Origin of the sequence: Nocardia spumae (assembly GCF_020733635.1) — a bacterium.
Taxonomy (GTDB): domain Bacteria; phylum Actinomycetota; class Actinomycetes; order Mycobacteriales; family Mycobacteriaceae; genus Nocardia; species Nocardia spumae.
Genome location: NZ_JAJFZL010000001.1, coordinates 768,790 through 794,781 on the forward strand (window position 1 = coordinate 768,790; position 25,992 = coordinate 794,781).

The 25,992-nt window shown below is 67.5% G+C and carries 25 protein-coding genes; 11 read left to right on the forward strand and 14 right to left on the reverse strand.

The window, feature by feature from the left end:
• Positions 1 to 87: 87 nt before the first annotated feature.
• On the reverse strand, positions 88 to 486 hold the full coding sequence (locus tag LKD76_RS03275; protein ID WP_227979444.1) for a winged helix-turn-helix transcriptional regulator: 399 nt from the start codon (positions 484 to 486) through the stop codon (positions 88 to 90).
• Positions 487 to 602: 116 nt separating this feature from the next.
• Here LKD76_RS03275 and LKD76_RS03280 point away from each other — a divergent pair, with 116 nt between their 5' ends.
• Positions 603 to 1,457 (forward strand): SDR family oxidoreductase, encoded by an 855-nt coding sequence (locus LKD76_RS03280; RefSeq protein ID WP_227979445.1) that lies wholly within the window; start codon positions 603 to 605, stop codon positions 1,455 to 1,457.
• A 73-nt stretch (positions 1,458 to 1,530) separates the two neighbouring features.
• Here LKD76_RS03280 and LKD76_RS03285 read toward each other — a convergent pair whose 3' ends face one another.
• Positions 1,531 to 1,941, reverse strand: a complete 411-nt coding sequence (locus tag LKD76_RS03285) for a VOC family protein (RefSeq protein ID WP_227979446.1) — start codon at positions 1,939 to 1,941, stop codon at positions 1,531 to 1,533.
• A gap of 163 nt (positions 1,942 to 2,104) precedes the next feature.
• On the opposite strand from LKD76_RS03285, the gene LKD76_RS03290 reads away from it, so the two are divergent.
• Positions 2,105 to 2,923, forward strand: a complete 819-nt coding sequence (locus tag LKD76_RS03290; RefSeq protein WP_227979447.1) for a TetR/AcrR family transcriptional regulator C-terminal domain-containing protein — start codon at positions 2,105 to 2,107, stop codon at positions 2,921 to 2,923.
• A 37-nt stretch (positions 2,924 to 2,960) separates the two neighbouring features.
• Here the strand turns inward: LKD76_RS03290 and LKD76_RS03295 are convergent, their stop codons facing one another.
• Together LKD76_RS03295 and ramB are read right to left on the reverse strand one after the other, a co-directional pair.
• Entirely contained in the window at positions 2,961 to 3,500 is a 540-nt protein-coding gene (locus tag LKD76_RS03295) for a carboxymuconolactone decarboxylase family protein (protein WP_227979448.1), read from the reverse strand.
• A 45-nt stretch (positions 3,501 to 3,545) separates the two neighbouring features.
• Complete coding sequence (ramB, locus tag LKD76_RS03300; protein WP_227979449.1) at positions 3,546 to 4,955, reverse strand: acetate metabolism transcriptional regulator RamB; 1,410 nt, start codon at positions 4,953 to 4,955, stop codon at positions 3,546 to 3,548.
• Between the two features lie 94 nt (positions 4,956 to 5,049).
• Between ramB and LKD76_RS03305 the strand changes: the two genes are divergently transcribed.
• Positions 5,050 to 6,603, forward strand: coding sequence for an ATP-dependent DNA ligase (locus LKD76_RS03305; protein ID WP_227979450.1), 1,554 nt, complete (start codon positions 5,050 to 5,052; stop codon positions 6,601 to 6,603).
• A 106-nt stretch (positions 6,604 to 6,709) separates the two neighbouring features.
• Here LKD76_RS03305 and LKD76_RS03310 read toward each other — a convergent pair whose 3' ends face one another.
• Positions 6,710 to 7,159 carry a DUF4254 domain-containing protein gene (locus tag LKD76_RS03310; protein WP_227979451.1) on the reverse strand — a complete coding sequence of 150 codons (450 nt, stop codon included), beginning with the start codon at positions 7,157 to 7,159 and terminating at the stop codon, positions 6,710 to 6,712.
• 228 nt (positions 7,160 to 7,387) lie between these two features.
• Here LKD76_RS03310 and LKD76_RS03315 point away from each other — a divergent pair, with 228 nt between their 5' ends.
• Entirely contained in the window at positions 7,388 to 7,795 is a 408-nt protein-coding gene (locus LKD76_RS03315; protein ID WP_227979452.1) for a YciI family protein, read from the forward strand.
• A complete protein-coding gene (locus tag LKD76_RS03320; RefSeq protein ID WP_227979453.1) occupies positions 7,792 to 8,964 on the forward strand; it encodes an RNA polymerase sigma factor in 1,173 nt (390 codons plus the stop codon). The genes LKD76_RS03315 and LKD76_RS03320 overlap by 4 nt, the downstream gene beginning before the upstream one ends.
• Positions 8,965 to 8,984: 20 nt before the next feature.
• Here LKD76_RS03320 and LKD76_RS03325 read toward each other — a convergent pair whose 3' ends face one another.
• Genes LKD76_RS03325 through abc-f form a run of 4 tightly spaced genes read right to left on the reverse strand, consistent with a single transcriptional unit; the run spans position 8,985 to position 12,026 of the window.
• Positions 8,985 to 9,158, reverse strand: coding sequence for an FAD-dependent monooxygenase (locus LKD76_RS03325; protein ID WP_443678159.1), 174 nt, complete (start codon positions 9,156 to 9,158; stop codon positions 8,985 to 8,987).
• A 54-nt stretch (positions 9,159 to 9,212) separates the two neighbouring features.
• Positions 9,213 to 9,671: a hypothetical protein gene (locus LKD76_RS03330; protein ID WP_227979454.1), complete on the reverse strand. Its 459-nt coding sequence runs from the start codon at positions 9,669 to 9,671 to the stop codon at positions 9,213 to 9,215.
• A gap of 60 nt (positions 9,672 to 9,731) precedes the next feature.
• The gene (locus LKD76_RS03335; protein WP_227979455.1) at positions 9,732 to 10,379 is read right to left on the reverse strand and encodes a CatB-related O-acetyltransferase; all 648 of its coding nucleotides are present in this window, start codon (positions 10,377 to 10,379) and stop codon (positions 9,732 to 9,734) included.
• Between the two features lie 39 nt (positions 10,380 to 10,418).
• Complete coding sequence (gene abc-f, locus LKD76_RS32085) at positions 10,419 to 12,026, reverse strand: ribosomal protection-like ABC-F family protein (RefSeq protein WP_227979456.1); 1,608 nt, start codon at positions 12,024 to 12,026, stop codon at positions 10,419 to 10,421.
• A 112-nt stretch (positions 12,027 to 12,138) separates the two neighbouring features.
• Between abc-f and LKD76_RS03345 the strand changes: the two genes are divergently transcribed.
• Both LKD76_RS03345 and LKD76_RS03350 read left to right on the forward strand, forming a co-directional pair.
• The gene (locus LKD76_RS03345) at positions 12,139 to 12,846 is read left to right on the forward strand and encodes a TetR/AcrR family transcriptional regulator (protein ID WP_227979457.1); all 708 of its coding nucleotides are present in this window, start codon (positions 12,139 to 12,141) and stop codon (positions 12,844 to 12,846) included.
• A 114-nt stretch (positions 12,847 to 12,960) separates the two neighbouring features.
• Positions 12,961 to 14,169: an MFS transporter gene (locus LKD76_RS03350; protein ID WP_227979458.1), complete on the forward strand. Its 1,209-nt coding sequence runs from the start codon at positions 12,961 to 12,963 to the stop codon at positions 14,167 to 14,169.
• A gap of 65 nt (positions 14,170 to 14,234) precedes the next feature.
• On the opposite strand, the gene rpoB is transcribed toward LKD76_RS03350, so the two are convergent.
• From rpoB to LKD76_RS03370, 4 genes are all read right to left on the reverse strand, one after another.
• Positions 14,235 to 17,723 carry a DNA-directed RNA polymerase subunit beta gene (rpoB, locus tag LKD76_RS03355; protein WP_227979459.1) on the reverse strand — a complete coding sequence of 1,163 codons (3,489 nt, stop codon included), beginning with the start codon at positions 17,721 to 17,723 and terminating at the stop codon, positions 14,235 to 14,237.
• Positions 17,724 to 18,064: 341 nt separating this feature from the next.
• Entirely contained in the window at positions 18,065 to 18,904 is an 840-nt protein-coding gene (locus LKD76_RS03360) for a carbohydrate ABC transporter permease (protein WP_227979460.1), read from the reverse strand.
• Complete coding sequence (locus tag LKD76_RS03365; RefSeq protein WP_227979461.1) at positions 18,901 to 19,794, reverse strand: carbohydrate ABC transporter permease; 894 nt, start codon at positions 19,792 to 19,794, stop codon at positions 18,901 to 18,903. Before LKD76_RS03365 ends, LKD76_RS03360 begins: the two co-directional genes overlap by 4 nt.
• The gene (locus LKD76_RS03370; RefSeq protein WP_227979462.1) at positions 19,791 to 21,035 is read right to left on the reverse strand and encodes an extracellular solute-binding protein; all 1,245 of its coding nucleotides are present in this window, start codon (positions 21,033 to 21,035) and stop codon (positions 19,791 to 19,793) included. Before LKD76_RS03370 ends, LKD76_RS03365 begins: the two co-directional genes overlap by 4 nt.
• 196 nt (positions 21,036 to 21,231) lie before the next feature.
• On the opposite strand from LKD76_RS03370, the gene LKD76_RS03375 reads away from it, so the two are divergent.
• The 4 genes from LKD76_RS03375 to LKD76_RS03390 all read left to right on the forward strand — a co-directional run bounded on the left by LKD76_RS03375 (position 21,232) and on the right by LKD76_RS03390 (position 24,912).
• Entirely contained in the window at positions 21,232 to 22,173 is a 942-nt protein-coding gene (locus LKD76_RS03375) for an ROK family protein (RefSeq protein ID WP_227979463.1), read from the forward strand.
• Positions 22,170 to 23,321, forward strand: coding sequence for an N-acetylglucosamine-6-phosphate deacetylase (gene nagA / locus LKD76_RS03380; protein WP_227979464.1), 1,152 nt, complete (start codon positions 22,170 to 22,172; stop codon positions 23,319 to 23,321). Before LKD76_RS03375 ends, nagA begins: the two co-directional genes overlap by 4 nt.
• The gene (locus LKD76_RS03385) at positions 23,318 to 24,271 is read left to right on the forward strand and encodes a hexose kinase (protein ID WP_227979465.1); all 954 of its coding nucleotides are present in this window, start codon (positions 23,318 to 23,320) and stop codon (positions 24,269 to 24,271) included. Before nagA ends, LKD76_RS03385 begins: the two co-directional genes overlap by 4 nt.
• 146 nt (positions 24,272 to 24,417) lie before the next feature.
• Positions 24,418 to 24,912, forward strand: coding sequence for a hypothetical protein (locus LKD76_RS03390; RefSeq protein ID WP_227979466.1), 495 nt, complete (start codon positions 24,418 to 24,420; stop codon positions 24,910 to 24,912).
• A 40-nt stretch (positions 24,913 to 24,952) separates the two neighbouring features.
• On the opposite strand, the gene LKD76_RS03395 is transcribed toward LKD76_RS03390, so the two are convergent.
• Complete coding sequence (locus LKD76_RS03395) at positions 24,953 to 25,951, reverse strand: XdhC family protein (RefSeq protein WP_227979467.1); 999 nt, start codon at positions 25,949 to 25,951, stop codon at positions 24,953 to 24,955.
• Positions 25,952 to 25,992: the final 41 nt, after the last annotated feature.

The following is a 25,992-nucleotide window of genomic DNA, read 5'->3' on the forward strand; positions in this document are numbered from 1 at the left end:
GCCCGGTATCGGCGAATTCGCCTGATACCGGGCCTTTTTCGCGTTGAGCGTCGACGGTGGCCGACCGGGTGATCGGCGCGCCGATCGTCAGTCGCGGTGGTAGGCGTCCTGGGCGGCCAGGATGGTGTCGATATTGGTTTCCAGGATTTCCATCAGGCCGCGCAGTTGGCCGGCGACTCGGGTGCCGAGGTCGGTCAGGGTGTATTCGACCCGGGGTGGGATGGTCTGCTGCACCTCGCGATGGATCATGCCATCGCGTTCGAGGGCCTGCAGGGTCTGCGAGAGCATGCGTTCGCTGATGCCGTCGACGCGACGTCGCAGCGCGCTGAACCGGTAGGGGCCTTCCCACAGCGCGACCAGGGCGAGCGCTCCCCAGCGGCTTGCCACATTCTGCAGGACGGGTCGAGATCGGCAATTCTGCGCGAAGACGTCGGCCTCCAGTGTCGGATCGGCGTCGTCTGCCGAGACGGGCTGCCCAGTGGTCATGATCTGATGCTACCCATCTCTCCTGTAGTGACTTTCTTGTCTGTAGTGCGGGAATATGTGGCACTAACTAATAGTTAGTGCCATACGTTTCGTACTCGCGATGTGGAGGTTGGGCTATGACCGTTGCCGTTACCGGGGCCAGTGGCCAGTTGGGGCGTCTCGCCGTCGAGGCGCTGTTGAACAGGGATGTCGGGCCGGTCGTCGCGATCGTCCGGGATCCGGACAAGGTGCGCGATCTGGCCGAGCGTGGGGCGGAGGTCCGGCAGGCGTCCTACGACGATCCGCAGGCACTCGATCGTGCCCTGCGGGGGGTCGATCGGGTGTTGCTGGTTTCGGGCAACGAATTCGGCAAACGGGTCGAACAGCACGGCAATGTCGTTCGCGCCGCCGAGCGGGCCGGGGTCGAGCTGCTGGCCTATACGAGCATTCCGCGGGCGGAGCGGAATCCGATGATCCTCGCCGAGGAGCATCGCGGCACCGAAGAGGTTGTCGCCGAATCCGCTGTGCCGCATGTAATCCTGCGCAACAGCTGGTACTGGGAGAACTATCTGAACGGCGTGGAGGCGACCCTGGAATCGGGGGTGCTGTACGGCGCGGCCGGCGACGGGCTGGTCGCCGGTGCCGCACGGGCCGACTACGCCGAGGCCGCGGCCGTGGTGCTGACGACCGACGGTCACGCGGGGCGGACCTACGAGCTCGGTGGTGACGAGCGACTGTCACTCACCGATGTGGCGCGGGTGATTTCGACCGTGTCCGGTAAGCAGGTGCGATATCGGGATCTGCCGCAGGACGAGCTGGCGGCGGGTTTGGAAAACGCCGGTGTCCCCGGAGATTTCGCGCGGGTGCTCGCCGACTCGGATGCCGGGTTGCGTGCGGGATGGCTGGATGTGACCAGCGGTGACCTGCGCAAGCTGATCGGACGGCCGTCGGCGTCGGCGGCCGAGGTGCTGGGCCGCGCCCTGGCGGGCTGAGAGCGACACTTCCGGGGAGTGCCCGGCGCCGAAAACGCGCGCCGGGCACCCTCGCGTCCGGTTCGGACCGGGATCAGGATTCCGGCGCGGTGTACGCGCTCGGATCGCCGACCCACTGAACCAACTGAATGACGACGCCGTTCGGATCGAGCGCCTGGAAGTAGCGTTCGCCCCACGGCTCGGTCTCGATCGGGGTCACGATCTCCACCCCTTCGGCCCGCACACGCTCGTATTCCGCGTCGATCTCGTCCACGGTGAACACGATCAGCAGGCCCTGCCCGGCGTCGCCCGCGATCCGGGCGGGCTTGAAGGTGGCCAGCCCGGTGCGCAGGAAGATCACATGGAAACCCGCATCCGGCCGAGTCAGGGAAACGAAGCCGTCGGCGGACATCTCGACGGCGAAGCCGAAGTGAGTGCTGAGGAATGTCGCCGACGCGTCGGGGTCGGCGACATTGAGCGAGACGGCGGATGCGGTGATGTTCACGGTCCTCCTCGGGGATCGGCACGGCGTCGCACGCGGCGCGCCGAGAATTGTTCTACTAAGTATACTGTACAACGTAGAGAGTTATTCCCGTCGTGGGTGCGTGGCAACGGCTCGATACGATGCGCACGACGCCGAACCGCGGCGGTCGGAACCGGGAGGTCGGGTGACAGAGGAGTCGGCCGAGGCGAGGCCCGGCCGGGCGCGCGTCACGGGTGAGCGATCCGGCGCGGGCGATCCGGCGCGCACGCTGGACCTGCTCTGGCGGCAGCCGGGTCGCGGCTCGGGGCGCGGACCCAAACAACGCAGCAGTGTCGAGGAGGTCGTGGCGGCGGCGGTCGGCATCGCCGATACCGAGGGGCTGGAGGCGCTCACCATGCGGGCCGTCGCCGCGAAACTGGGACTGACCCCGATGGCCACCTACACCTACGTGCCCGGCAAGGCCGAACTTCTCGACCTGATGCTGGATTCGGTGTACGGGCAGATGCCGCGCCCCGACCTGACCGGAATGTCCTGGCGCGAACGGGTTTGCGCGGTCGCTCGGGAGAACCGGGCCATGCTCGACCGCCACCGCTGGGTGGCCTATGTGCCGACGACCCGCCCGCCGCTGGGACCGGGTCTGGCCGCGAAATACGATCACGAACTGAGCGCCTTCGACGGTCTCGGGCTCAGCGATATCGAGATGGATGCGGCGCTGACCCATCTACTGGGCTTCGTCAACGCCGTCGCCCGCATCGCGATCGATACCGACCGCACGGCCGCTGTCACCGGATTGTCGGATCACGAATGGTGGGAACGCGCCGCTCCGGTCCTGGAGCAGGTGTTCGATCCGCGGCGCTATCCGCTGGCCGCACGAGTCGGCACGGCCGCCGGTGGCGCGCACGACAGTGCCTACAGCGCCGACCACGCCTGGAATTTCGGTTTGGCGCGAGTGCTGGACGGATTGGCCGTCCTCATCGAACCGCCCGTGACCGACCCCGAATGACGCCGCCGGCTCGGATCACGACCGATCGGCCACGAACTCAGTGGTCGGTCTGGATGCGCAGGGTGGTGATGGTGCTGGCCAGACCTTCGTATTGGTTCGTCAGCAGCACAATTTCGATGAGGCGCTTCTCGTCGTAATGCCGCGCGAGCGCGGACCAGGTGGTGTCGTCGACATTCCGGGTGGTGACGAGCTGGTCCACGGCGGTGAGCAGCGCGCGTTCCTTCGCCGACCAGCCTTCGGCCTCGGGGCCGGTGCGCAGCCGCGCCAGGATTTCCCCGGTGACGCCCGCGCGTTTGCCGAGGCGGATGTGATGATCGGTCTCGTATTCGCAGTCGCGCAGGTGGGCGACCCGCAGAATGACCAGCTCGGTGTCGTAGCGGGAGAGTTTGCCGCCGGGCATCAGCCGCCCGGAGAAATGCAGCCAGCCGCGGAACAGTCCGCCGGTACGGCCGAGTGTGCTGAACAGATGGGCGTCGTCGGTGCCCGCCGCCCGGGAAAGCACCTGCCAGACAACCCAATTCACCGGACCCAGTTCGCGCAGGCGACCGGGTGCGATCCGTGGCTCCGTCGACACCATGCCCCACGCTAACAAAAGCCCGCGGTGCGGGCACGATATGCGGGCTCAGCGCAGCACGTAGGGCGAGATCGAGCTGCGGTGTTCGCTGATGTCCAGGGACTTGCCCAGCGGGGGAAACGCCCGCTGCGGGCAGTTGGCGCGCTCGCACACGCGGCAGCCGGCGCCGATCGGGGTGGCCTGGGGTTCGTTGAGGTCCAGGCCGTCGGCGTAGACCACCCGGCCCGCGTGGCGCAGTTCGCAGCCCAGGCCGATGGCGAAGGTCTTGCTCGGCTGCCCGTAGCGGGTGGCGCGCCGCTCGACGGTGCGCGCGATCCACAGATATTTCCGGCCGTCGGGCATCTGCGCGATCTGGGTCATGATGCGGCCCGGATAGGCGAAGGTCTCGTACACGTTCCACAGCGGGCAGGTGCCGCCGGCGGATGAGAAGTGAAATCCGGTGGCGGACTGTCGTTTCGACATGTTCCCGGCGCGGTCCACCCGGACGAACGAGAACGGCACCCCGCGCAGGTTCGGCCGCTGCAGGGTGGAGAGCCGATGACAGACCGTCTCGTAACTCTGCGCGAAGAATGCCGACAGCCGCTCGATGTCGTAGCGGAAATCCTCGGCGACCTCGTGGAAATGCGAATACGGCAGCACCGTCGCGGCGGCGAAATAGTTGGCCAACCCGAGTTTGGCCAGCGTACGAGTGTCCTCGGAGGCGAAGTTGCCCTCCTCGACCAATTTGTCGATCAGGTCCCCGCATTCCATGTACGCGAGTTCGGCGGCGAGTTTGAATACGCGCTGACCGCCGGACAGGTGGGGTGCGATCTCCAGCCGCCGGGCCTCGGGATCGTAGCGGTGCAGCACCCCCTCCCCGAGATCGATGCGTTCCACGATCTGCACGCCGTAACCGGTGGTGAGCCGGCGGGTGAGCTCCCGGCGCATATCGCCACCGTGGAAGCGCATCCGGGTCGCCAATTCCTCTGCGGCGGTATCCAGTTCGTGGATGTAGTTCTGCCGCTGATAGAAGAAGTCGCGCACTTCCTCGTGCGGGCGGGAGATGGCGCCGGAGCCGCTGCCGTCGGAGAAGCGATCCTCGGTGGCCGCGGCCAGCTGGGCGGTGGTGTTGCGGTAGCGGCGGTGCATATTCACCAGGGCGCGGGCCAGACTCGGATGTGCCGAGACCATCTCGGCGATCTCCTGGGCGTCGGCCTCGATCCCGAGTTCGGTGTCCATCACCACTTCCTGGAGTTCGGCGATGAGGCGGGTGTCGTCCTGGGAGGCGAAGAATCCGGTATCGACGCCGAACACCTCGCTGATCCGCAGCAGGACCGGTACGGTGAGCGGGCGTACATCGTGTTCGATCTGGTTGAGGTAACTCGCCGAGATCTCCAGCTTCTTGGCGAGCGAGATCTGGCTCAGTCCCCGTTCGGTGCGTAGCTGGCGAAGCCGCGCCCCGACATAAGTCTTGGCCATATTCCCAGACTATGAACTGCTTCGCATAGTTGCCAATGGCAAATTAGCAGCAGACTCGAGCGATATGTCACACCGACCGGCTACCGTCGAGTTCGTGCTGCTTTCGGATGTGGTCGCGGCGTCGGATTCGGTGCGGGCAACCGCGTCGCGCAAGGTCAAGATCGCGGGTCTGGCCGAGTTGCTGGGGCGTGCCGAATCGGACGAACTCCTGCCGGTCGTGGCCTGGTTATCCGGAGAACTACCGCAGGGCAAGCTGGGTACCGGCTGGCGCACCGTCGCCGCCATCGAGGTGGAGCCGGCGGCCACACCGACGTTGACCGTCGCCGCTGTCGACGAGGCGCTCAGCGAGCTGGCGGCGATATCGGGCAGCGGCTCGGTGGCGCGCCGGCGGGAACTGCTGACCGGTTTGCTCGCCCGGGCGATCGATGCCGAGCGGACCTTCCTGATCCGGCTGCTCACCGGTGAACTGCGGCAGGGCGCGCTCACCGCCATCGTCGCCGAGGCGGTGGCCGTGGCCGCGGAAGTGCCCGCGGATCTGGTGCGCCGGGCGTACATGCTGTCGGGCCGGCTGCCGGTGACCGCGGCCGCGGCCTTCGGCGGCGGCGCCACGGCGCTGGCCGCCTTCCGACTCGAGGTCGGCCGCCCGATTCAGCCGATGCTGGCCTCACCCGGCGCCACCCTCGACGAGGTGCTGCGTGAGTTCGACGGCGATCTGAGCGTGGAACACAAACTCGACGGCGCCCGGATTCAGGTGCATCGCAACGGGTCCCAGGTCCGGGTCTTCACCCGTACCTTGCGCGATATCACCTCCGGGGTACCGGAACTCGTGCAGCTGGTTTCCGAATTGCCCTGCGACAGTGTGGTTCTCGACGGCGAGACGCTGGCCCTCACCGATTCCGGCCGCCCGCGCCCGTTCCAGGAGACGATGAGCCGCTTCGCCGCCGATCCCGGTTCGGAGGAGCCGCGCCTGACGGTGAATTCCACCCGGGAACTACTGCTGCATCCCTATTTCTTCGACTGCCTGCATCTGGACGGGGTCGATCTGCTCGACGCGCCGCTGCGGGAACGCCGGAAGGCATTGTCGGCGGTGGCGGGCGAGCACAGCATTCCGGCACTGATCGACCCCGATCCGGAGACGGTGGCGGAATACTTCGACGGTGCGCTGGCCGCCGGACACGAGGGCATCATGATCAAATCGCTGTCGGCGCCGTATGCGGCGGGCCGGCGTGGGCGGGCCTGGCGCAAGATCAAACCCGCGCACACGCTGGATCTGGTCGTGCTCGGGGCGGAATGGGGGTATGGCCGCCGCACCGGTTACCTGTCCAATCTGCATCTGGGTGCGCGTGATCCGCACGGGGGCGACCCGGTGATGGTCGGTAAGACGTTCAAGGGGCTGACCGATGCGCTGTTGCGCTGGCAGACAGCGGAATTCCCGCGCCACGAACGCTCCCGCGACGAACACACCGTGTACCTGTGGCCGGAACTGGTGGTCGAGATCGCACTGGACGGAGTGCAGACCAGTTCACGCTATCCGGGTGGTGTCGCATTGCGCTTCGCGCGGGTGGTGCGGTACCGGCCGGACAAGGAGCCGGCCCAAGCCGACACCATCGATGCGGTGCGCGCGCTGATGGCGGGCGCCACAGCATGAGGCCTACCCGGGAAAGGGGGGCTGACCAGCCGTTTCACATCGGCGGCGTCGGCGCCCTCGCCCGCGCCGCTGTTGCTCGGGACGGCGCCGGATCCGGGCGCCGGGGTCATTCGTATTCGTGATGTCCACTCAGATCCGGCAGCCGGCACAGTCCAGCGGTCACCTCACCGGCCAGATCGTCGTAGGCGACCGCCAGTTCGGACAGCCGCCGCCAGGCGTCGTGGATCATCCATTCCGGTTCGTTGGTCAAGGTGAGATAGGCCAGTGCGGAGAACTGCGCGAGCCGGTCGATCACCGTGCCGACCGTTTCGGTATGCATGCGTGCGGCACTGTGGGCGCGGGGGAGTTCACCGGCGACCCAGCGGTCGATATCGGAAACCAATTGGGCTCGATCACGATCGATGTCCAGCGTCGCTCCGGGCACGGCGCTCAGTCTCTGCTCGTGCAGTTCGCTGAGGCGGCACGCGCACTTCAACACGGGGTGACCGTCGTCGGTCAGGCCCCGGCAGGCCTCCAGCAGGAGGTGTTTGGGTGGGAGCGATTCCACGCCGATCATCCTCCACTGCAAATGTTTCTGATTGGCATCGCTGCCCGCCGCTGGGATCCGGCCGCGTCGATCGGGGAGGTATTGCGGCCCAGGTTGTTTCGGCAACGACCGGAGCGGGCCGCGCGAGTGGCGGAAGAAAGTTCGGAAAATTCGGCGGAAGATGTCGAGAACGGTGTCACGGTTCCGTCCCAGGGGTGTGCGACCGACTAGGGTCGCCGGCACAGGAAGGGAAATGCCATGGCCAAGTACCTGCTTCTCAAGCACTATCGCGGCGCTCCGGCGGCCGTCAACGATGTGCCGATGGATCGGTGGACGCCCGCCGAGATCGAGACTCATCTCCGGTATATGGACGATTTCGCGGCCCGGCTGCGCGACACCGGCGAATTCGTCGACAGCCAGGCCCTCACACCGGAGGGCACCTGGGTCCGATCCGGTGGTGAGGGGCGTCCGCCCGTGACCGACGGGCCGTTCGCGGAGACCAAGGATGTGATCGCGGGCTGGATGATCATCGATGTCGACACCTACGAACGCGCGCTGGCGCTGGCCGGTGAGCTGTCCGCGGCGCCCGGTGCCGGTGGTGAACCCGTCTGCGAGTGGCTCGAGTTGCGGCCGCTGATGGCCACCGCGCCCTGCGTCACCGAATGACGGCCGCGGACCCGGTGGACGAGGCCCGGATCCGCGAGCTGATTCCCGGTGTCCTGGCCGCGCTCGTGCACCGCGGCGCCGATTTCGCGACCGCCGAGGACGCCGTCCAGGAGGCCCTGATCCGGGCCGTGCAGACCTGGCCGGCGAGGCCGCCCGAGGATCCCAAGGGCTGGTTGATCACCACGGCGTGGCGGTGTTTCGTCGATCTCGCACGATCCGAGGACGCGCGGCGCCGCCGCGAAGAGCGGGTCTTCGACGAGCCGCCGCCCGGGCCGGCGGCCTCGGTCGACGAAACACTGCAGCTCTACTTCCTGTGTGCGCATCCGAGTCTCACCCCGGCTTCGGCCGTCGCACTGACGCTGCGGGCCGTCGGCGGTCTGACCACCCGGCAGATCGCGCAGGCCTATCTCGTTCCCGAGGCGACGATGGCGCAGCGGATCAGCCGGGCCAAGCGCACCGTGAGTACGGTCCGGCTGGACCGTCACGGTGAGGTGCACACGGTGTTGCGGGTGCTGTATCTGGTGTTCAATGAGGGCTACAGCGGAGATGTGGATCTCGCGGCGGAGGCGATCCGGCTGGCTCGCCAGCTGGCCGCGACCACCGACGATCCCGAGGTGGCCGGGCTGCTCGCCCTGTTCCTGCTGCACCACGCCCGGCGCCCGGCCCGCACCCGTGCCGACGGCAGTCTCGTCCCGCTCGCGGACCAGGACCGCGGCCGGTGGCGGCGCGACCTGATCGCCGAGGGGGTGGCGGTGTTGCAGGCCGCACTGGCTCGCGATCGGCTGGGGGAGTATCAGGCCCAGGCCGCGGTCGCGGCGCTGCATGCCGACGCGCAGACCGCCGCGGAGACCGACTGGGTGCAGATCGTCGAGTGGTACGACGAGCTGGTTCGGCTCACCGGCAGCCCGATCGTGCGACTCAATCGCGCGGTCGCCGTCGGTGAGGCCGACGGACCGCGGGCCGGGCTGGCCGCCCTCGCCGAACTGGATCCCGAACTCCCGCGCTACACCGCGTCCGCGGCGTATCTGCACGAGCGGGCCGGGGACCTCGGCACGGCGGCGCGGCTCTATGTGGATGCCGCCGCCCGCGCGGACAATCTCGCCGAGCGCAATCACCTCACCCGCCGCGCCGCAGCCCTCCATCAGCGATTGGACGGGCAAAGCGGCTGAGCCCGAGCGGATTCGGAGCCTTACCGCACCGGTACCTCGTTCGGTGTGCCGCGCCGTTGCGACTTCCGCTCCAGCACCACCGGCCGAATACCGGCCAGTCGCAGTTCAGCGGCCGGCATGAGCCCCGCCGGACCCGCCCCGACGATGACCCCGTCGCCGGGTGCTGTGGATTCCAGCGAATCATGTTGCTTCATATGGTGTTCCGATCATGTCGTTCGAGACGCCCGAGGGCGTGGGAGTGCGGCTGGTTATCGTCCGCCGTCATCGGCCACGCTGGAGCTCGCGGTGTTGAGCATGGCATCGAAGGCGTCGAGGACGGGAATGTGGAGGTAGGCGCTCTGCAGGCGCGTGCGGTCGGGACCGCTGGTGACTTCGCGGCGCGCGTGGCGAAGATCGGCGAGGCCGGGTCCGAGGCCGGCGTCGGTGAACGAGGCTTCGATACTTCCTTGCTCGGGCCGCTGTAGCGGCGTCGGTTCGACGGTGAAGCCGCAGCGTTCGACCAGGAAGCGCAGAATGCGCCGCCGCATCCGCTCGAACTCGGTGATGAAGTGGGAGCTCTCGCCGATCGCGACGACACGGGCCCCGCCGATGATCTCGCCCAGCGGTTCCAGGTCGTCGAGCGGGCCGTCGGGGTCGAGACGCGTCAGAGGTACCGCATGGCCGCGGAGCCACTCGGCAAGTGTGGTGGGGCCGGATGCTTCGGACATGCATTCACTCGATTCCGGTCGGCGGGTGCGGGAGCGCGGCCACGAGGGATGACAGCTCGCCTATGCCGGCCTCGCCCTCTCCAGGTCGTCGATGCCGCCGGCCATGATCGTGCGAACGTGCTCGTCGATGTGCTCGATCGGCCAGTCCCACCAGGACAGGGCCAGCAGGCGGTCGATGTCGGCGGCGCGGTAACGGGTGCGGATCAGGCGGGCCGGATTGCCGCCGACGACGCCGTAATCCGGAACATCGGAGGTCACCACGGAACCGGCGGCCACGATCGCGCCGTGGCCGATCCGTACACCGGGCATCACCGTGACGCCGTATCCGATCCAGACGTCGTTGCCGACCACGGTGTCACCGCGATTGGGCAGATCCATGAGCAGATCGACATGGTGAGACCACGCGCCGCCCATGGTGGAGAACGGGAAGGTCGACGGGCCGTCCATGCGGTGATTGGCGCCGTTCATGATGAATCGGACACCCGTGGCGAGGGCACAGAACTTGCCGATGATCAGCTTTTCCGGTCCGTAGTGGTACAGGACGTTGCGGGTTTCGAAGGTGGTGGGATCGTCCGGGTCGTCGTAGTAGGAGTAGTCGCCGACCTCGATCAGCGGCGAGGTGACCAGGGGTTTGAGCAGCACCACGCGCGGCTGCCCGGGCATCGGATGCAGCGTGGCGGGGTCGGTGACGGCGAGCGGTTCGGGCATGGGGAATCCCTTCTGCAAGTGGGTGATCGGAGAATCGGGTCAGGCCGAGGCCAGTGCGCGCAGATCGAGCCGGGCGCCACGCCAGCGAGCTCGCAGCCGGCGGTCGTGGCTGACCACCACGAGCGCACCCCGGTAGTCGGCCAGGGCGCTCTCCAACTCCTCGACGAGTCCGGGCGACAGGTGATTGGTGGGCTCGTCCAGCAGCAGGAGTTCCGACGGCTCGCTGATCAGGCGTGCCAGTTCGAGCCGTTGCCGCTGCCCGGTGGACAGATTCTCCACCCGGTTCGTGAGCTGGGCGCGGGTGAACAGTCCCAGCGACAGCAGGCGTTCGGTGTGATCGCCGGGCTGCCCCGGTCGCCCCTGGGCGAAGGCGGACAACAGCGTCTGCCCGGGCACCGCGGGGCGGGGTTCCTGGGCGAGGTAGCCGACTCGACCGCGTCGCGCCACCGTGCCGCCGTCGGGCGTGAGATCGTCTGCCAGCACCCGCAGCAGAGTCGACTTTCCGGCGCCGTTCGGGCCGGTGATCAACAGTCGCTCGCCCGCGGACAGCCGAACACTCGTGGGCGAGAGCCTGCCGTCCACCGCGATATCGGTGGCATCCAGGATGATGCCGCGCGCACGCCCGGCAGCGGGAACTGCCTTGAACCGCAATGGTTCCGGTGGCGGGGGTACCGGATCGGCCAGGAGCCGCCGCAGTCGTTCCTCGGCGTTGCGGACCCGGCCCGCCAGCGACTGCTGCACGCGGCCACCGGCCCGGTCGTAGGCCATCTTGTTGTTGTCCTTCATCGCCCGTCCCGGTGCGACCCGTCGCGCGGTGGTGGCGATGGTCTCGCGCAGCCGGTCGGCCTCGTCCTGCCAGCGCAGGTGGGCCTGAGCCCAGCGTTCCCGCGCGGCCTCGCGCTCGGCCAGGTAGCCGCCGTACCCGTTGCCGTGGCGCACCACGCACCGGCGATCGGAATCCACCTCGAGCAGTGTGGTCGCGATCCGTTCGAGGAAGGTGCGGTCGTGCGAGACCGTGACCGTGGTGCCGCGCCGGGTCCGCAGATGGTCTTCCAGCCAGGTCAGCGCGTCGTCGTCGAGATGATTGGTCGGCTCGTCCAGCAGCAGCACCTCGGGCGCCGCGGCCAGGAGGGCCGCCAGGCGCAGGCGGACCTGTTCACCGCCGGAGAGTCCGCCGACCGCACGGTCACGCGGAACCACTCCCAGCCCGAGGCCGTGCAGGGCTCGCTCCACCCGGGCATCGGCGTCATAGCCGCCGCGCAGCTCGAAAATCGATGCCAGTTCGGCATATTCGTCCAGATGGGATTGCTTGCCGGCGGCCATCTCGACTTCGAGCCGGCGCATGCGATCTTCGATTCGGCGCAGTTCACGCAACGAACGATCGATGATCTGCTGGACGCTCAGGTGCGCGGGGAGCTGTTCGTCCTGTGCGAGATAGCCGACGCCGCCCTCGGCGTGCACGACGATCTCACCCTGATCGGGCTGCTCGTCCCCGGCGAACAGGCGCAGCAGTGTGCTCTTGCCGGACCCGTTCTCTCCGATGATTCCGGTGCGCTCACCCGCGCCGAGCGAGCAGGTAACCGCATCGAGAACCGTGCGGCCGTTGAAGGATTTGCTGACCGCGAGTGCGGTGATCTGAGTGGGCACGAACTACCTCCGAAGCATTCGAGGACGACACGGTCTGCGGCGACCGCTGAGCCTGGTGAATACTTCGAATGAGCATGGGCGACCTCACTAGTGCGACGAATGTTGCGTTAAGATGATCGCACATCAGTTCCCGGCGAGCAAGCGGATGGAGATAGTGAGTTCTGACCTGCGCAGAGAGAGTTCGCCAGGATGCGACGGGCCGCGAGCGCGTCCGGGCGGCCGCACCGCCCGAATTCGTGACCAAGTCCTCGCCGCGGTCCAGGCCGAACTGACCGAAAACGGCTACGACGCCTTGACCGTCGATGCGGTGGCCGCCCGCGCCGGCGTTCATCGCACCACCGTGTATCGGCGCTGGCGCGATGTGGGCGGATTGATCGCCGATGTGTTCGCCGCCGCGAGCGATCTGGACTGGCACCCCCGCGACACCGGCTCGCTGCGCGACGATCTCGCGGAACTCAACCGCGAGATCCGCGATTCCTTCACCGAGGAATCCTCGATCGCGATGGCGCTGATCGCGGTCTCGTTCCGCTCCGAGGATGCGGCGCGAGCGCTACGGCAGCTGTGGGAGGACCGCTACTCGCAATGTGAGATCGTCGTCGATCGCGCGGTCGAGCGCGGTGAGATTCCACCCGAAACCGATGCGCGCGCGCTGCTTGTCGCGGCGACAGCGCCGGTGTACCACCAGGTGGTACTGCTGCGCACCGAAGCCGATCCGGAGCGGGCGGCGGCGATGGCCGTGCTCGCGGCGCGGGCCGGCGCATTCGCACCCGGCGACCCCCCGGTCGTAGATTCCCGCCGCCCGGCGGCGGACCCGGCGTGAGAAGTTCGGTGTCACCACGGGCGCTCGAACGGCGATGTTTCGTCCGGCCACCCGGGGACTATGTCGTCTGTTTTCCGCCGGATCGGTGAACCGGGAGTTCCTACCGTCGGATTCATGAAACTCGACGTTGTTGCGGATACTCCGGTGACCGTGCTCAGAACGCCTGTGGTGTGGTTCATGGCGCTGGCCGCAGCGCTCGGTACGGCGAGTATCTATCCGCTGCAACCGGCCATCGCCGAGGTGGCCGGGGCATTACACACCTCGGTGGCGGCGGTCGGTACGGCGCTGGCGTGTGGGCCGGTCGGGTATCTGCTGGGGTTGGCGCTGCTCGTGCCGATGGTGGACAGGTTCGTGTCGCGTACCGTGGTGTCGGCCCAATTCGCCGTTCTCGCAGTAGCTTTGACCGGTTGCGCGGCGGCGGGTTCGGCGGGGGTGCTCGGCGCGGCGGTCGGACTGGTCGGGGCGGGAGCCTCGGTCGGCGCGCAATTGAGTTCGGTGGCAGGCAGATTCGCGCCTCCGGCGCGGCGGGCGACCGTGCTCGGGATTGTGACCGCGGGCATCTCGGCGGGAGTCCTGGCCGGTCGCATCGTGGGTGGATGGCTGACGGACACCATGGGCTGGCGGGCGATGCTGCTCGTCTTCGCGGTGGGGTGTGTGGTCGTGGCCGCCGCGGCCCGATTCGCGCTCCCCGCGGCTCCGGGGGCGGCCACCGCGAGTTACCTCGAGACCCTGCGCCGAATGCCGGGTTTGTATGCCCGGCATCCCGCTCTGCGGCTCGCCGGCGGCCGGGGCGCTCTCTGGTTCTTCGCCTTCTGCACTGTCTGGGCCGGGCTCGCGGCGGCACTGTCACAACCGCCGTTCTCCTTTACGCCCGAGCGGATCGGCCTGTATGCCCTCGCGGGGCTGCTCGGCATCGTCGCCACTCGGATTTCCGGAACGTGGACCGATCGCGTCGGCGCGCGGCGCGTGATCCTGATCGGGCTGGTACCGGCCATTCTCAGCACCGCGACACTCACTGTCTCCCTGTCGAATACCGCGATCACGCTGATATGCCTCGGGCTCTTCGACGCCGGATTGTTCGCCGCCCAGGTGGCCAACCAGAGCACCGTCCTGGCGATCGATCCGGCCGCCCCCGCCCGGTTCAACAGCGCCTACATGGTGGTCTACTTCCTCGGCGGCAGCCTCGGCACCGCCTTCGGCGCGGCAGCGGTCGACTGGTTCGGCTGGGCCGCGACAGTATCGCTCGCCTGCGTATCGACGCTCTCGGCCGTGGTCGTCACGGCGGTGGCCGACCGTCGCGGATTCGGCCGAACGCGTGGTTGATACCGGCGAGGTTCGGTTCTGCCGGCTGTGCCGCCGCGCACCCGGATGGTGCGCGGCGCACTCGTTCAGCCCAGCTCCTCCGCGGATTCATTGCGGGACAGCGTGATTCCGAGATTCGCGGCGGTGCGGTCGATCTCCTCGTCGCCGTGCTGCAGTTCGATCGCCGATCCGGCGGACAGTACTTCGACGTTGAGGCACAGTGACTGGAGTTCCTTGAGCAGAACCTTGAACGATTCCGGGATGCCGGGCTCGGGGATGTTCTCGCCCTTGACGATCGCCTCGTAGACCTTCACCCGCCCGACCACGTCGTCGGACTTGATGGTCAGCAGTTCCTGCAGGGTGTAGGCGGCGCCGTAGGCCTGCATGGCCCAGCACTCCATCTCACCGAAACGCTGACCACCGAACTGCGCCTTACCACCGAGCGGCTGCTGGGTGATCATCGAGTACGGACCCGTCGACCGCGCGTGGATCTTGTCGTCCACCAGGTGATGCAACTTCAGGATGTACATGTAACCCACGGCCACCGGATACGGGAACGGCTCACCCGAACGACCATCGAACAGCACCGACTTGCCGTCCGCGCCGACCAGGACCTCGCCGTCTCGATCGGGCAGCGTGGAGGTCAGCAGTCCGGCGAGTTCCTTCTCGTCGGCTCCGTCGAACACCGGTGTCGCGAGCTTCGTATCCGGTTGTGCCGACAGTAGTTCCGCGGGCAGCCGACGCGCCCAGTCCGGGCGCGCATCGCCGGTGAGCCGGATGTTCCAGCCGGTCTTGGCGATCCAGCCCAGATGGGTCTCCAGGATCTGACCGATATTCATACGACGCGGCACACCATGAGTGTTCAAGATGATGTCGACCGGAGTGCCGTCGGGCATGAACGGCATATCCTCCTTGGGCAGGATCTTGCCGATAACACCCTTGTTGCCGTGCCGACCGGCGAGCTTGTCACCGTCCTGGATCTTGCGCTTCTGCGCCACATACACACGCACCAGCTCGTTCACACCCGGAGGCAGATCGTCGTCGTCCTCACGCGAGAACACCCGAATACCGATCACCTTGCCCGACTCACCGTGCGGCACCTTCAACGAGGTATCACGAACCTCACGCGCCTTCTCACCGAAGATCGCACGCAACAGCCGCTCCTCCGGAGTCAGCTCGGTCTCACCCTTCGGAGTGACCTTGCCGACCAGGATGTCACCATCACGCACCTCGGCACCGATACGCACGATGCCACGCTCATCCAGATCAGCGAGCACCTCATCGGACACATTCGGAATATCGCGAGTGATCTCCTCGGCACCCAACTTCGTATCCCGAGCATCGATCTCGTGCTCCTCGATATGAATCGAGGTCAGCACATCATCCTCCACGAGACGCTGCGACAGAATGATCGCGTCCTCGTAGTTATGACCCTCCCACGGCATGATCGCCACCAACAGGTTCTTACCCAGCGCCATCTCACCGTTCTCGGTGGCCGGGCCGTCGGCGAGCACGTGACCGCGTTCGACGCGCTGCCCCTCGTCCACGACGGGGCGTTGATTCACGCAGGTGCCCTGGTTGGAACGGGAGAATTTGCGGAGCCGATAACTGCGGCGAGTGCCGTCGTCGTGGACGACGGTGATGTAGTCGGCCGAAACCTCCTCCACCACACCGGCTTTCTCGTTCACGATCAGATCGCCGGCATCGATCGCCGCCCGTCGTTCCATTCCCGTGCCCACCAGCGGCGACTCCGTGCGCAGCAACGGGACCGCCTGCTTCTGCATGTTCGCGCCCATCAGGGCGCGGTTGGCGTCGTCGTGCTCGAGGAACGGGATCATCGCGGTCGCCACCGACACCATCTGGCGCGGCGACACGTCCATGTAGTCGACCGTCGCCGAGTCGACCAGTTCGACCTCGGAGTTCTTGCGGCGCACGGCGATTCGCGCGCCAGTGAATCTCCCGTCGGGGTCGAGCGGTTCATTGGCCTGGGCAACGATATGCCGATCCTCCTGATCGGCGGTCAGATAGTCGACCTCGTCGGTGACCACGCCGTCGACCACTCGCCGATACGGCGTCTCGAGAAATCCGAACGGATTGACCCGGGCATAGACCGACAGATATCCGATCAGTCCGATACTCGGTCCCTCGGGTGTCTCGATCGGGCACATGCGCCCGTAATGGCTGTAGTGCACATCGCGCACCTCGAGTCCCGCGCGTTCACGAGTAAGGCCACCCGGTCCGAGTGCGGACAGCCGCCTCTTGTTCGTGAGGCTCGCGAGCGGATTGCGTTCGTCCAGGAACTGCGACAGCTGCGACGAACCGAAGAATTCGCGCAGTCCGGCGACGACGGGACGAATATTCATCAGCGATTGCGGGGTGATCGCCTCGACATCCTGCGTCGTCATCCGCTCCCGGACCACCCGCTCCATCCGCGACAGGCCCAGCCGGATCTGATTCTGAAGCAGTTCACCGACGGTGCGCACCCGCCGGTTGCCGAAGTGGTCGATGTCGTCGGCCTCCACCGGCACCTCGACGCCGCCGGGCGCGGTCATCATCGTGGTGCCGGTGTGCAGATGCAGCAGATACTCGATGATGGTGAGGATGTCGTCGCGGGTCAGCACCCGCTCGCCGCCCGGATTCAGCCCGAGTTTCCGGTCGATCTTGTAGCGGCCGACCCGGCCGAGGTCGTAGCGCTTCTCCGCGAAGAACAGGTTCTCCAGCAGCGCCTGCGCGGACTCCTTGGTCGGCGGCTCACCCGGACGCAGCTTGCGATGGATATCGAGCAGCGCCTCATCGGTGCCAGCTGTATTGTCCTTGGCCAGTGAGGTTTTCATGATCTCGGAGAAGCCGAAACGCTCGGTGATCTCCTCGGCGGTCAGTCCCAACGCCTTCAACAACACCGTCACCGGCTGACGACGCTTACGGTCGATACGCACACCCACCGTGTCACGCTTGTCGACATCGAATTCCAGCCACGCACCACGCGACGGAATCACCCGCACACTGTGCAGAGTCTTCTCGGTACCCTTGTCGATCGACTCGTCGAAATACACACCCGGCGACCGCACCAACTGCGACACCACCACACGCTCGGTGCCGTTGATGATGAACGTCCCCTTATCGGTCATCATCGGGAAATCACCCATGAAAACCGTCTGAGACTTGATCTCACCAGTGTTGTTGTTGATGAACTCCGCGGTCACGAACAACGGCGCCGCGTAGGTCATGTCCTTGTCCTTGCACTCCTCGACGGAGGCCTTGACCTCCTCGAAACGAGGATCCGACAGGGTGAGCGACATGGATTCGGCGAAGTCCTCGATCGGGCTGACCTCCGCGAGGATTTCCGCCAGTCCACCGAGATCGGATTCGCCGCGGCGGACGGCGCGCTCCTGCCAGGCCGGCGTGCCGAGTAGCCGGGCGAAGGATTCGGTCTGGATTTCCAGTAGTCCCGGAACCTCCAGCGGTTCACGGAGTTTGGCGAACGATACGCGTCGCGGGGGTGTCGGGGCATCAGTGGGGGTTACGGCTTCGACTCGGCTCGGATCGGAGACTGTCAAGACGCGTCCTTCCAGCACCTCGTAACGCCCGCACTCTCGGTGCGGCCGCTGCGATATCTGCTTGTCCTGTGGGCTGTATTGGCGATGTCACGCCGCCGGACGCTGATCGGACCTGCCTCGGTCACCACGGGAGGAAGGCGGCAGGCAGACAGCGCCGCATTCCACGGTTGATTCGTATTTTCGAGAGTCGGACAGCACGCACCCTGGCGGGAGGTCTCAAATTACACCGGAATTCGACAGATGTCGAGAGAACAAGAAAATAAACGCCTGAATTATGGCGTCTTCCCATTTCGATAATGTCATCCGAATATGCCGCGTGTCAAGTAGTTCGGCGCCGCGGTGGGCGGGTGTGCCGCAAGTCATTTCACGCTGCCCGCGGTGAGCCCGGCGACCAGGCGTTTCTCGATGACGGCGAACAGCACGACCACCGGGACGATGCCGAGGGTGGAGATCGCGAAGACGTACTGCCAGGCAGTGTCGTACTGTCCGACGAATTTCGTCAGCGCCACCGACAGCGGCTGATTCTCCGGCGTGGTCAGAACGACCAGGCTCGCCGCGTATTCATTCCAAGCCGAGACGAATGCGAAAATCGTCGCGGTGATCAGGCCCGGCCAGATCAGCGGCAGCTCGACCCGCACCAGAATCTGGATTCGGCTCAGTCCGTCCAGCTGCGCGGCCTCTTCGAGCTCCGGCGGAATCGCGGCGAAGAAACTGTGCAGAATCCACACCGCGAAAGACAGGTTGAAGGCCGCGTTCACCAGGATCATCGCGAACCAGGTGTCGTTGGCTCCCAGGGCGAAGAACTCGCGGACCAGACCCGTCACCAGGATCGTGGGCTGCAGCATCTGGGTGATCAGGACCAGCGCCAGGAATACCGCGCGGCCCGGAAACCGTCGCCGTGCCGTGTGATAGGCGGCGGGCACCGCGGCGGCGAGGACCAGCAGCGTGGCCAGGATCGAAATGGCCAGTGTGCTGACGATATTGAACGGCAGTGGCGTCTCCGGGGTGTGCCACATATCGACGTAGTTGCCGGGTCGCCAGTCCCGCGGCAGATATGCCGGCGGTATCCGCGAGATCTCGGATCGGGGTTTGAGCGACCCCAGCACCATCGTGAGATAGGGGATGAGGAACAGAGCTGCGATCACGATCCCGATCGAGGTCAGATCCCAGCGGCGGCGCCGGATGCGCGTCGTGGTCACGACCGCTGCTCCCGGTCCGGGCGGATGACGGTGAGATACCCGGCGATGATGATCGCGATCAGGGCGAAATTCAGCACGCTCAGCGCGGCCGCGGTGTCGAGCTGTTGATTCTGCCGAATCAGCTTGAACGTCAGCGTGGTCGTGGTGTCGGCGGCGAAGCCGGGGATGCTGCCGGTGAGTACCTGCAGAATCGGCAGCGAGTTGAACACGTTGATGATGTTGATGACGGTGGCGACCGCGATCGCCGGTCGCAACTGGGGCAGGATGAGGTGACGATAGCGCTGCCAGGCCGAGGCGCCGTCGATCCGCCCGGCCTCCACCAGTTCGGCCGGAATCGATTGCAGGCCGGCCAGAATCGTGTACGTGGTGAACGGGGTCGAGACGAAGACCGCCACCGCGATCGCCACCGTGAAGGCCGGCAGGGGCTGTTTGGTGAATCCGAATCCCCGGTCCAGTACGCCGATATCGACCAGCAGGCGGTTGACCAGTCCGACCTCGGGATCCAGGAGATAGGCGAAGACGGTCGTCGTCATCACCACCGAGGCCGCCCACGGCACGAGCACAGCCAGCCGGACCAGGGTCCGTCCCGGGAAATCCTTGGCGAGGAACTGCGCCAGCGCCGCGGACAGCACGAGGGTGATCCCCACGACCGCGACCACCCAGACCGCGGTGTGCGCGACGATGCTGCCGAGTTCCTGGATGTCGAACAGCCGGCGGAAGTTGGCCTGCCCGGCGAACCCGCGGTCGCGGCCGTACGGGCTCAGATCGCGGGTGCTGGTCCAGATCATGTATCCGGCCGGGAAGGCGACAACCGCGGCGATCAGAATCAGTACCGGCCCGAGCCAGGGCAGGGCACGGACCGCGGCGCCCGCGCGGGTGGATCCGGTCATCGCGCCGCCCGCGCGATCCGATCGAGGACCTGCCGGGGATCGGCGCCCTGGGTGACGGTGCCGATCTGCTGGCGCACGGCGCCCTGGACCGCGGCCCAGGCGGGATCACCGGACGGATAGAACCGCGCGGCCGCCACCGTGGGAGCGAAGGCCCGGGTGACCGGATCGTCGGCCAGTGCGCGGGTGCCGCTCGCGGTGATCGGAATGAAATGCTCGGCGCCGACGAAACTCGAATACACCGCGGGCGAATAGAAATAGTCCAGGAATTGCCGGATCGCGTCCCGCTTGTTCCCGTGCTTACGGAAGGCCAGCAGATGATCGGCGACGCCGAGAGTCACGGGTGCACCGGTTTTCGTCGGTGACGGCGCGGTGCCCAGCCGCAGGCCCGGATTCTGCCGCGCGATCGTCTCCAATACCGGCGGCAGACCCTCGATCATGCCGATCCGGCCCTGGATGAAGGCATTGATGACGTCCTTACGATCGGTCGAACCCGGATTCGGTTGGGTCACACCGGCATCGGCGAGAGACCGCATGGCCTCGACTCCTTCGAGATTGGGTGCGGTGGCGACCGTGACGCCGTGGTCGCCGGACCAGCTGCCGCCGGCGCCGAAGGTCCAGATGGAGGTTTCGCCCTGGGCTTCCTCACTACCCAGCGGCAGACCGTATCCGGAGATACCTCCACCGAGGGCTTGTACGCGGCGAGCGGCATCGGTCAGTTCCGACCAGGTGCGCGGTGCGGCCGTGACGCCGGCCCGGGCGAACAGGTCGGTGTTGTAGAACAACGTGCGCGTCGAGGCGAAAATCGGCAGCGCCCACTGCGTTCCGTCGATCGAGGCATTCCGGGCGAATGCCGGTACGAGGTCGTTCAGGACGGAGCGGTCGACGATATCGCCGACCGGATACAGCAGGTCGTCCGCGGCGAAGCCGGCGTAGGCGTCGATATTGAGGATGTCGGGAGTGGTGCCGACCGATTGCAGGTCGGTGCGGACCACCTCGTTGATCGCATCCCAGGATTCCACCTGCAGATCGATGGTGATCGCCGGATTCTGTTCGCGAAACCTCGCGATGATCGACATCCACTCGGCCCGGGTGCTGTCACTGTAGGCGGGGACGAGCAGTGACAGCGCGTTCGGATTCGAATCGTCGCTGCTGCGCCCGCGGAATCCGCAGCCGGCCACCAGCAGGGTCACCGCGGTCAGCAACGCGAGCACGGCGCAGACGCCGCGTGGTGCACCCGTCACGAACGAACCCTCTCGATCTGCCCACCCGTCGCGGTGATGCCGGTTGTGGCGCCGATGCGGACGGACCGAATCTAATCGCAGAATCGCCGTGTGCGCGCCCCTTCGCCGAGGATGTTGACATGATCGATCGCGCCGATGATTCTGAGGACGTGCCGACCTCTGTCCGGAGCGTCCCCGGCGGCCGTACCTGTATCCGGTGGCATCCGGTGATACCACGATGACCGGGAAGGCCGGTGAGCCGGCCGATCCGGTTCTGGCCGTGGACATCGGCGGCACCACGATCAAAGCCGAGATCTCCGATGCGAGCGGGCGGATCCTGGCGGCCGAGACCGTGCCCACGCCGCGCGGCGCACAGGCCTTCGACGCGGTCGCCGCGCTGGGTGACCGGCTGCTGGCGCGGGTGCCGCGCGCGGTGCGACGCGCGGCGATCGTGATGCCGGGCATCGTCGATCCAGCGCGGTCGCTGGCGGTGTTCAGCAGCAATATCGGCTGGCGGGATGTGAAGCTGGGCAACCGGTTCGACGATCGCTGGGCTTTCCCGGTGCTGATCGAGCACGATGTCGTCGTCGCCGGTTGGGCGGAATGGCGCTACGGCGCCGGACAGGGCTGTGACGACGTCGTGGTGCTGATGCTCGGCACCGGTATCAGCGGGACGCTCTCGGTGGCGGGGCGCTTGGTGCGCGGCGGCGCCGGTCAGGTGGGGGAGTACGGCCACATTCCGGTTCGGCGTCGCGGTGGGCGGCGCTGTCCGTGCGGGAACGTCGGATGTGTGGAGACCGTCGCGTCCGGACCGTCCATCGCGCGTGCCTACACCGAACGAACCGGGCGCGAAATATCAGGCGCACCGGAGGTTTTCGCCGTCCTGGCCGACGATCCGCACGCGCGCGCGGTGGTCGAGGACGCGGTCGACGCGCTGGCCGAGGGCCTGCTCGGGGTGCTGCACGCCTCCTGCCCGGAACTGATCGTGCTCGCCGGCGGCCTCGCCGATGCCGGTCCGATCCTGGTGGACGGACTGCGCGAGCGGCTCACCGCGCTGGTGCGGGTGGTACCGGTCCCGCGGGTGGTGGCGGGCGCTTTCGGCGCGCGCGCCGGATTGGTGGGAGCGGCCGGTTACGCCCGCCTCGGGGTACTCGAATGAGGGCCGCGAACCGGTTCTCGGTGCGCGGCCGGGTGGTCACCTCGCACGAGATCATCGACGATGCGGTGGTCGAGGTGGCGGGTGACCGCATTCGGGCGGTGTATCCGTTCGAGCCCGAGCGGCAGGCCGGAGCCGCACCCCCGTATCGGGGAACGCTGTTGCCGGGCCTGGTCGATATTCACAACCACGGCGGTTTCGGCCATCGGTTCGACGAGACCGATCCGGAGCGGGCGCGCGCGGCGGCGCGATATCACCATCGCCACGGGACCACGACCCTGCTGGGCAGTATCGTGACCGCGGCGCCCGACACCATGGTCGCGCAGACCGCCGCGCTCCGTGACGTGGCCGCGACGGGCGATATCGCGGGTATCCACATCGAGGGGCCATTCCTGTCCGGGAAGCGTTGCGGCGCACAGGATCCGAGATACCTGATCGATCCGGACCCGCGGTTGATCGACCGGCTGCTGACCGCCGCCGACGGCTGCTTGCGGATGATGACGCTCGCTCCGGAGCGAGCCGGATTCGATTCCGCCGCACAGCGGCTCACCGCATCGGGCGTGGTGGTCGCGCTGGGTCATACCGACGCCGACCACGAGACCTTCCGTCGCGCACTGGCGCCCGGCGGCACCGGCACCCTGGTCACCCACTTCGCCAACTGTATGCCGCCGCTGCATCACCGCGATCCGGGCCCGATGGCGGCGGCGCTGGTGAGTGCTGCCGCGGGCGATGTCTTCGTCGAATTGATCGGCGACGGAGTGCATGTCGATGCCGGCTTCGGCGCCCTGGTGTTCGCCGCCGCCCGCCATCGGGTCGTATTGATCACCGACGCGATGCAGGCCGCGGGGCTGCCCGACGGGGAGTACCGGCTGGGACCGCAACCGGTCCGGGTGATCGGCGGCGTGGCCCGGGTGCCGAGTGGGGCACTGGCCGGTGGCACCGCGACCCTGCTGCACTGTCTGCGCTGGGCGGTCGTCGACTGTGGTCTCGGCCTGGTCGACGCGGTGCGCGCCGCCGCCACCACCCCCGCGGCCGCTATCGGGGCGACCGATGTCGGTGAGCTGCGGCCGGGGCTGCGAGCCGACCTGCTCGTCGTGGATTCGGATCTCGAGTTGCGCGCGGTGCTGCGTCGGGGACAGTGGGTGGCGTGATCCTCACCGTGACGCTGAATCCGGCCTACGACATGACCTATCGCGTCCAGAACTTGGAACCAGGCCGGGCGCATCGCGTCACGGCCGTGGAACAACGCGTAGGCGGGCCGGGGATCAATGTCACCCGGGTGCTCAATCAGATCGGGAAGTATTCTCGGGCAACGGGTTTCGCCGATCATCCGTTCTCCGCGGTCGCGGAGCGGGAACTGCCCGTGGATTTCGTGCATGCCCTGCCGTGGGTCCGCCGCACCGTGGTGATCAGCGAATGCAGTGACGGCACCGCGACCGCGCTGCGCGAACCCGGCCCGCACATCACCACACCCGATGCGGTCGATCAGCTGCTGGTGCGGGTGGCCGGACTGCTCGTGGACAGCAGCGGGATCGTGATCTCGGGATCGCTGCCCGGCGGGGTCCGCGATTCGATTCCCGCGGAATTGGCACGGCTGGCCCTCGACGCCGGGGTACCGGTGGTCTGCGATGTCGACGGCCGCGCCCTGGCCGAGGCGGCGCGGGTGCCCGGTGTCGTCCTGATGCCCAATATCCGGGAGCTCGAGTACGTAGCCGGCATCTCGCCGCAGACCACCGGTGATGTGGTCGATGTGGCCCGGACACTCGTCGAGGGTGGCGCGGGCGCCGTGGTCGTGACGCGCGGCGCCGACGGGATGGTCGCGGTCACCGCCGCGGGCGCCTGGTCGGCATCGCTGCCGGAGCCGATCGCGGGTAATCCGACCGGTGCCGGTGATGCCGCGGCCGCCTCGGTGATCGCGGCCCTGGCCGCGGCCGTCGATCCGGATTGGCCCGCGATTCTCACCGAGGCGGTCGCCACCTCGGCCGCGGCGGTGGTGATGGCGGTGGCCGGTGAGGTCGACCTGTCGCTGCGGCAGCGTCTGGGTGCGGAGGTGCGGATCGAGGAACTGCTGCTCGAAGAGGGCGGGGCCGCCCGGGCGTGATGTTTCCCGGCACGCCGCGCGCGAGCGGCGGCGCCGGACGGGCGACACGGTACATTTCGAACGCAGGCTTGTCGTTGTCCGCATTCTCGTTGTCGTCCGCGCCGCGGATGGTCATCGGCGCACCGGTTCCCGGAAGAGGTGAGCTGATGTCCGACCGCGAATCCGTGCCCGACGACGCCGTTTCCGACGGTTCCGACGCCGAGAGCGCCCTCTCCGGCGACGCCGCGCGGGACGGCGGTCCCACATCCGCCCCCGCCGACTCCGGCGGATCCCCCGCCGCCGACCACCAGGGATATCGGATGCCGTTCGCGGTGCGGGCGGCTCAGGTACTGGCGGTGGGATTGGCCGTGGTCGGGGCCGGTTGCGCCGCCACGTCCTGGTGGTTGTCGGGACCGCATGCGGCGATGATCACCGGGGCGTCCTTCGTGGCGAGCTGGTTGCTGGGTGTGGTCGCGCTGGCCTTCGGGGCGGAGGGCGGCGGTATCCGGATCACCGCGGTCCTGCTGGCGGTGCTCAACGCGCTGTGGACGGTGCCCTCGATCCTCGTGGGGCGTCCGCCGGGATGGGTCGGGCCGGTCGTCTCGGTGCTGGTGATCGGATTGCTGCTGCGGCGTTCGGCCCGCGAGTGGTTCGAACCCTGAGGCTCGATGCGCCGCCGGGTGGTCAGGAGATGCCGGGTGGTCAGGACACGGCCGCGGCGCGGGCCGCGAAGCGATCCGCCGCCTCCGCGCGTACCGCGAGCAGTTCCGCCGCGATCGCGATCGCGGTCTCCATCGGCGTGCGGGCGCCGATATCGAAACCGGCCGGTGAGTGCAGACGAGACAGGGTCCGGGCATCGAAGCCGCCGGCCTGCAGGGCCTCCAGGCGATGGCCGTGCGCGGAATGTGAGCCGAGCGCGCCCAGATAGCCCAGCGCCGGTAGCCGCAGCGCGACCGTCAGCAGGGGGATCTCGAACTTCGGGTCCTGGGTGGCCGCGACGATCGCGGTGGTCGCGTCGATGGCCCCCGCCGCGGCCTGCGCGTTGAGGTAGCGATGCGGCCAGTCCACCACGACCTCCGCGCCGGGAAACGACGCCGACGCGGCGAAGGCCTCGCGGGGATCGCAGATCGTCACCCGGTAGCCGAGCAGCCGGGCCTGCGTGGTCAGCGCGGCCGCGAAGGAATTCGCGCCGAAGATGATGAGCCGCGGCGGCGCCGTATGCGAGCAGACGAAGACATCCGATTCCGGCAGGGACACCAGTTCGGTGTTGTGCCGGCGATCGGTCACCAGATGCTGGCCGATGACCTCCGGATCGTCGTGCCACACCACCGTGAACACCGTGACCGGCTTGTGCCGCGCGATGTCGCCCGCCACCGCCGCGAATTCGGGAAAGTGGTTGCGGGAGAACGGTTCCACGAAGACGTCGATGGTGCCGCAGTCGGCGCTGACATCGAATCCGGAGGTGGTGTCGAAGCGCTGTAGTTCCCGGCGGCCGGTCCGGGCGGCGTCCACCGCGGCCTCGTAGACCGCCGCCTCGTAACAGCCGTCGGAGACCGACCCGTGCACACCGCCGTCGGGATCGATGAGCATCGCCGAGCCCACCGGTAAGGGGGAGGCTCCGAACGCGCGGACCAGAGTTGCCAGGCCACCCGTGCGGCCGCTGTGCCAGACCCGCATCAGGTCCTCGACGATGTCACGCATCACATGCTCCCGATCAGCGTGCGCGAGTGGGCGGGCCCGTC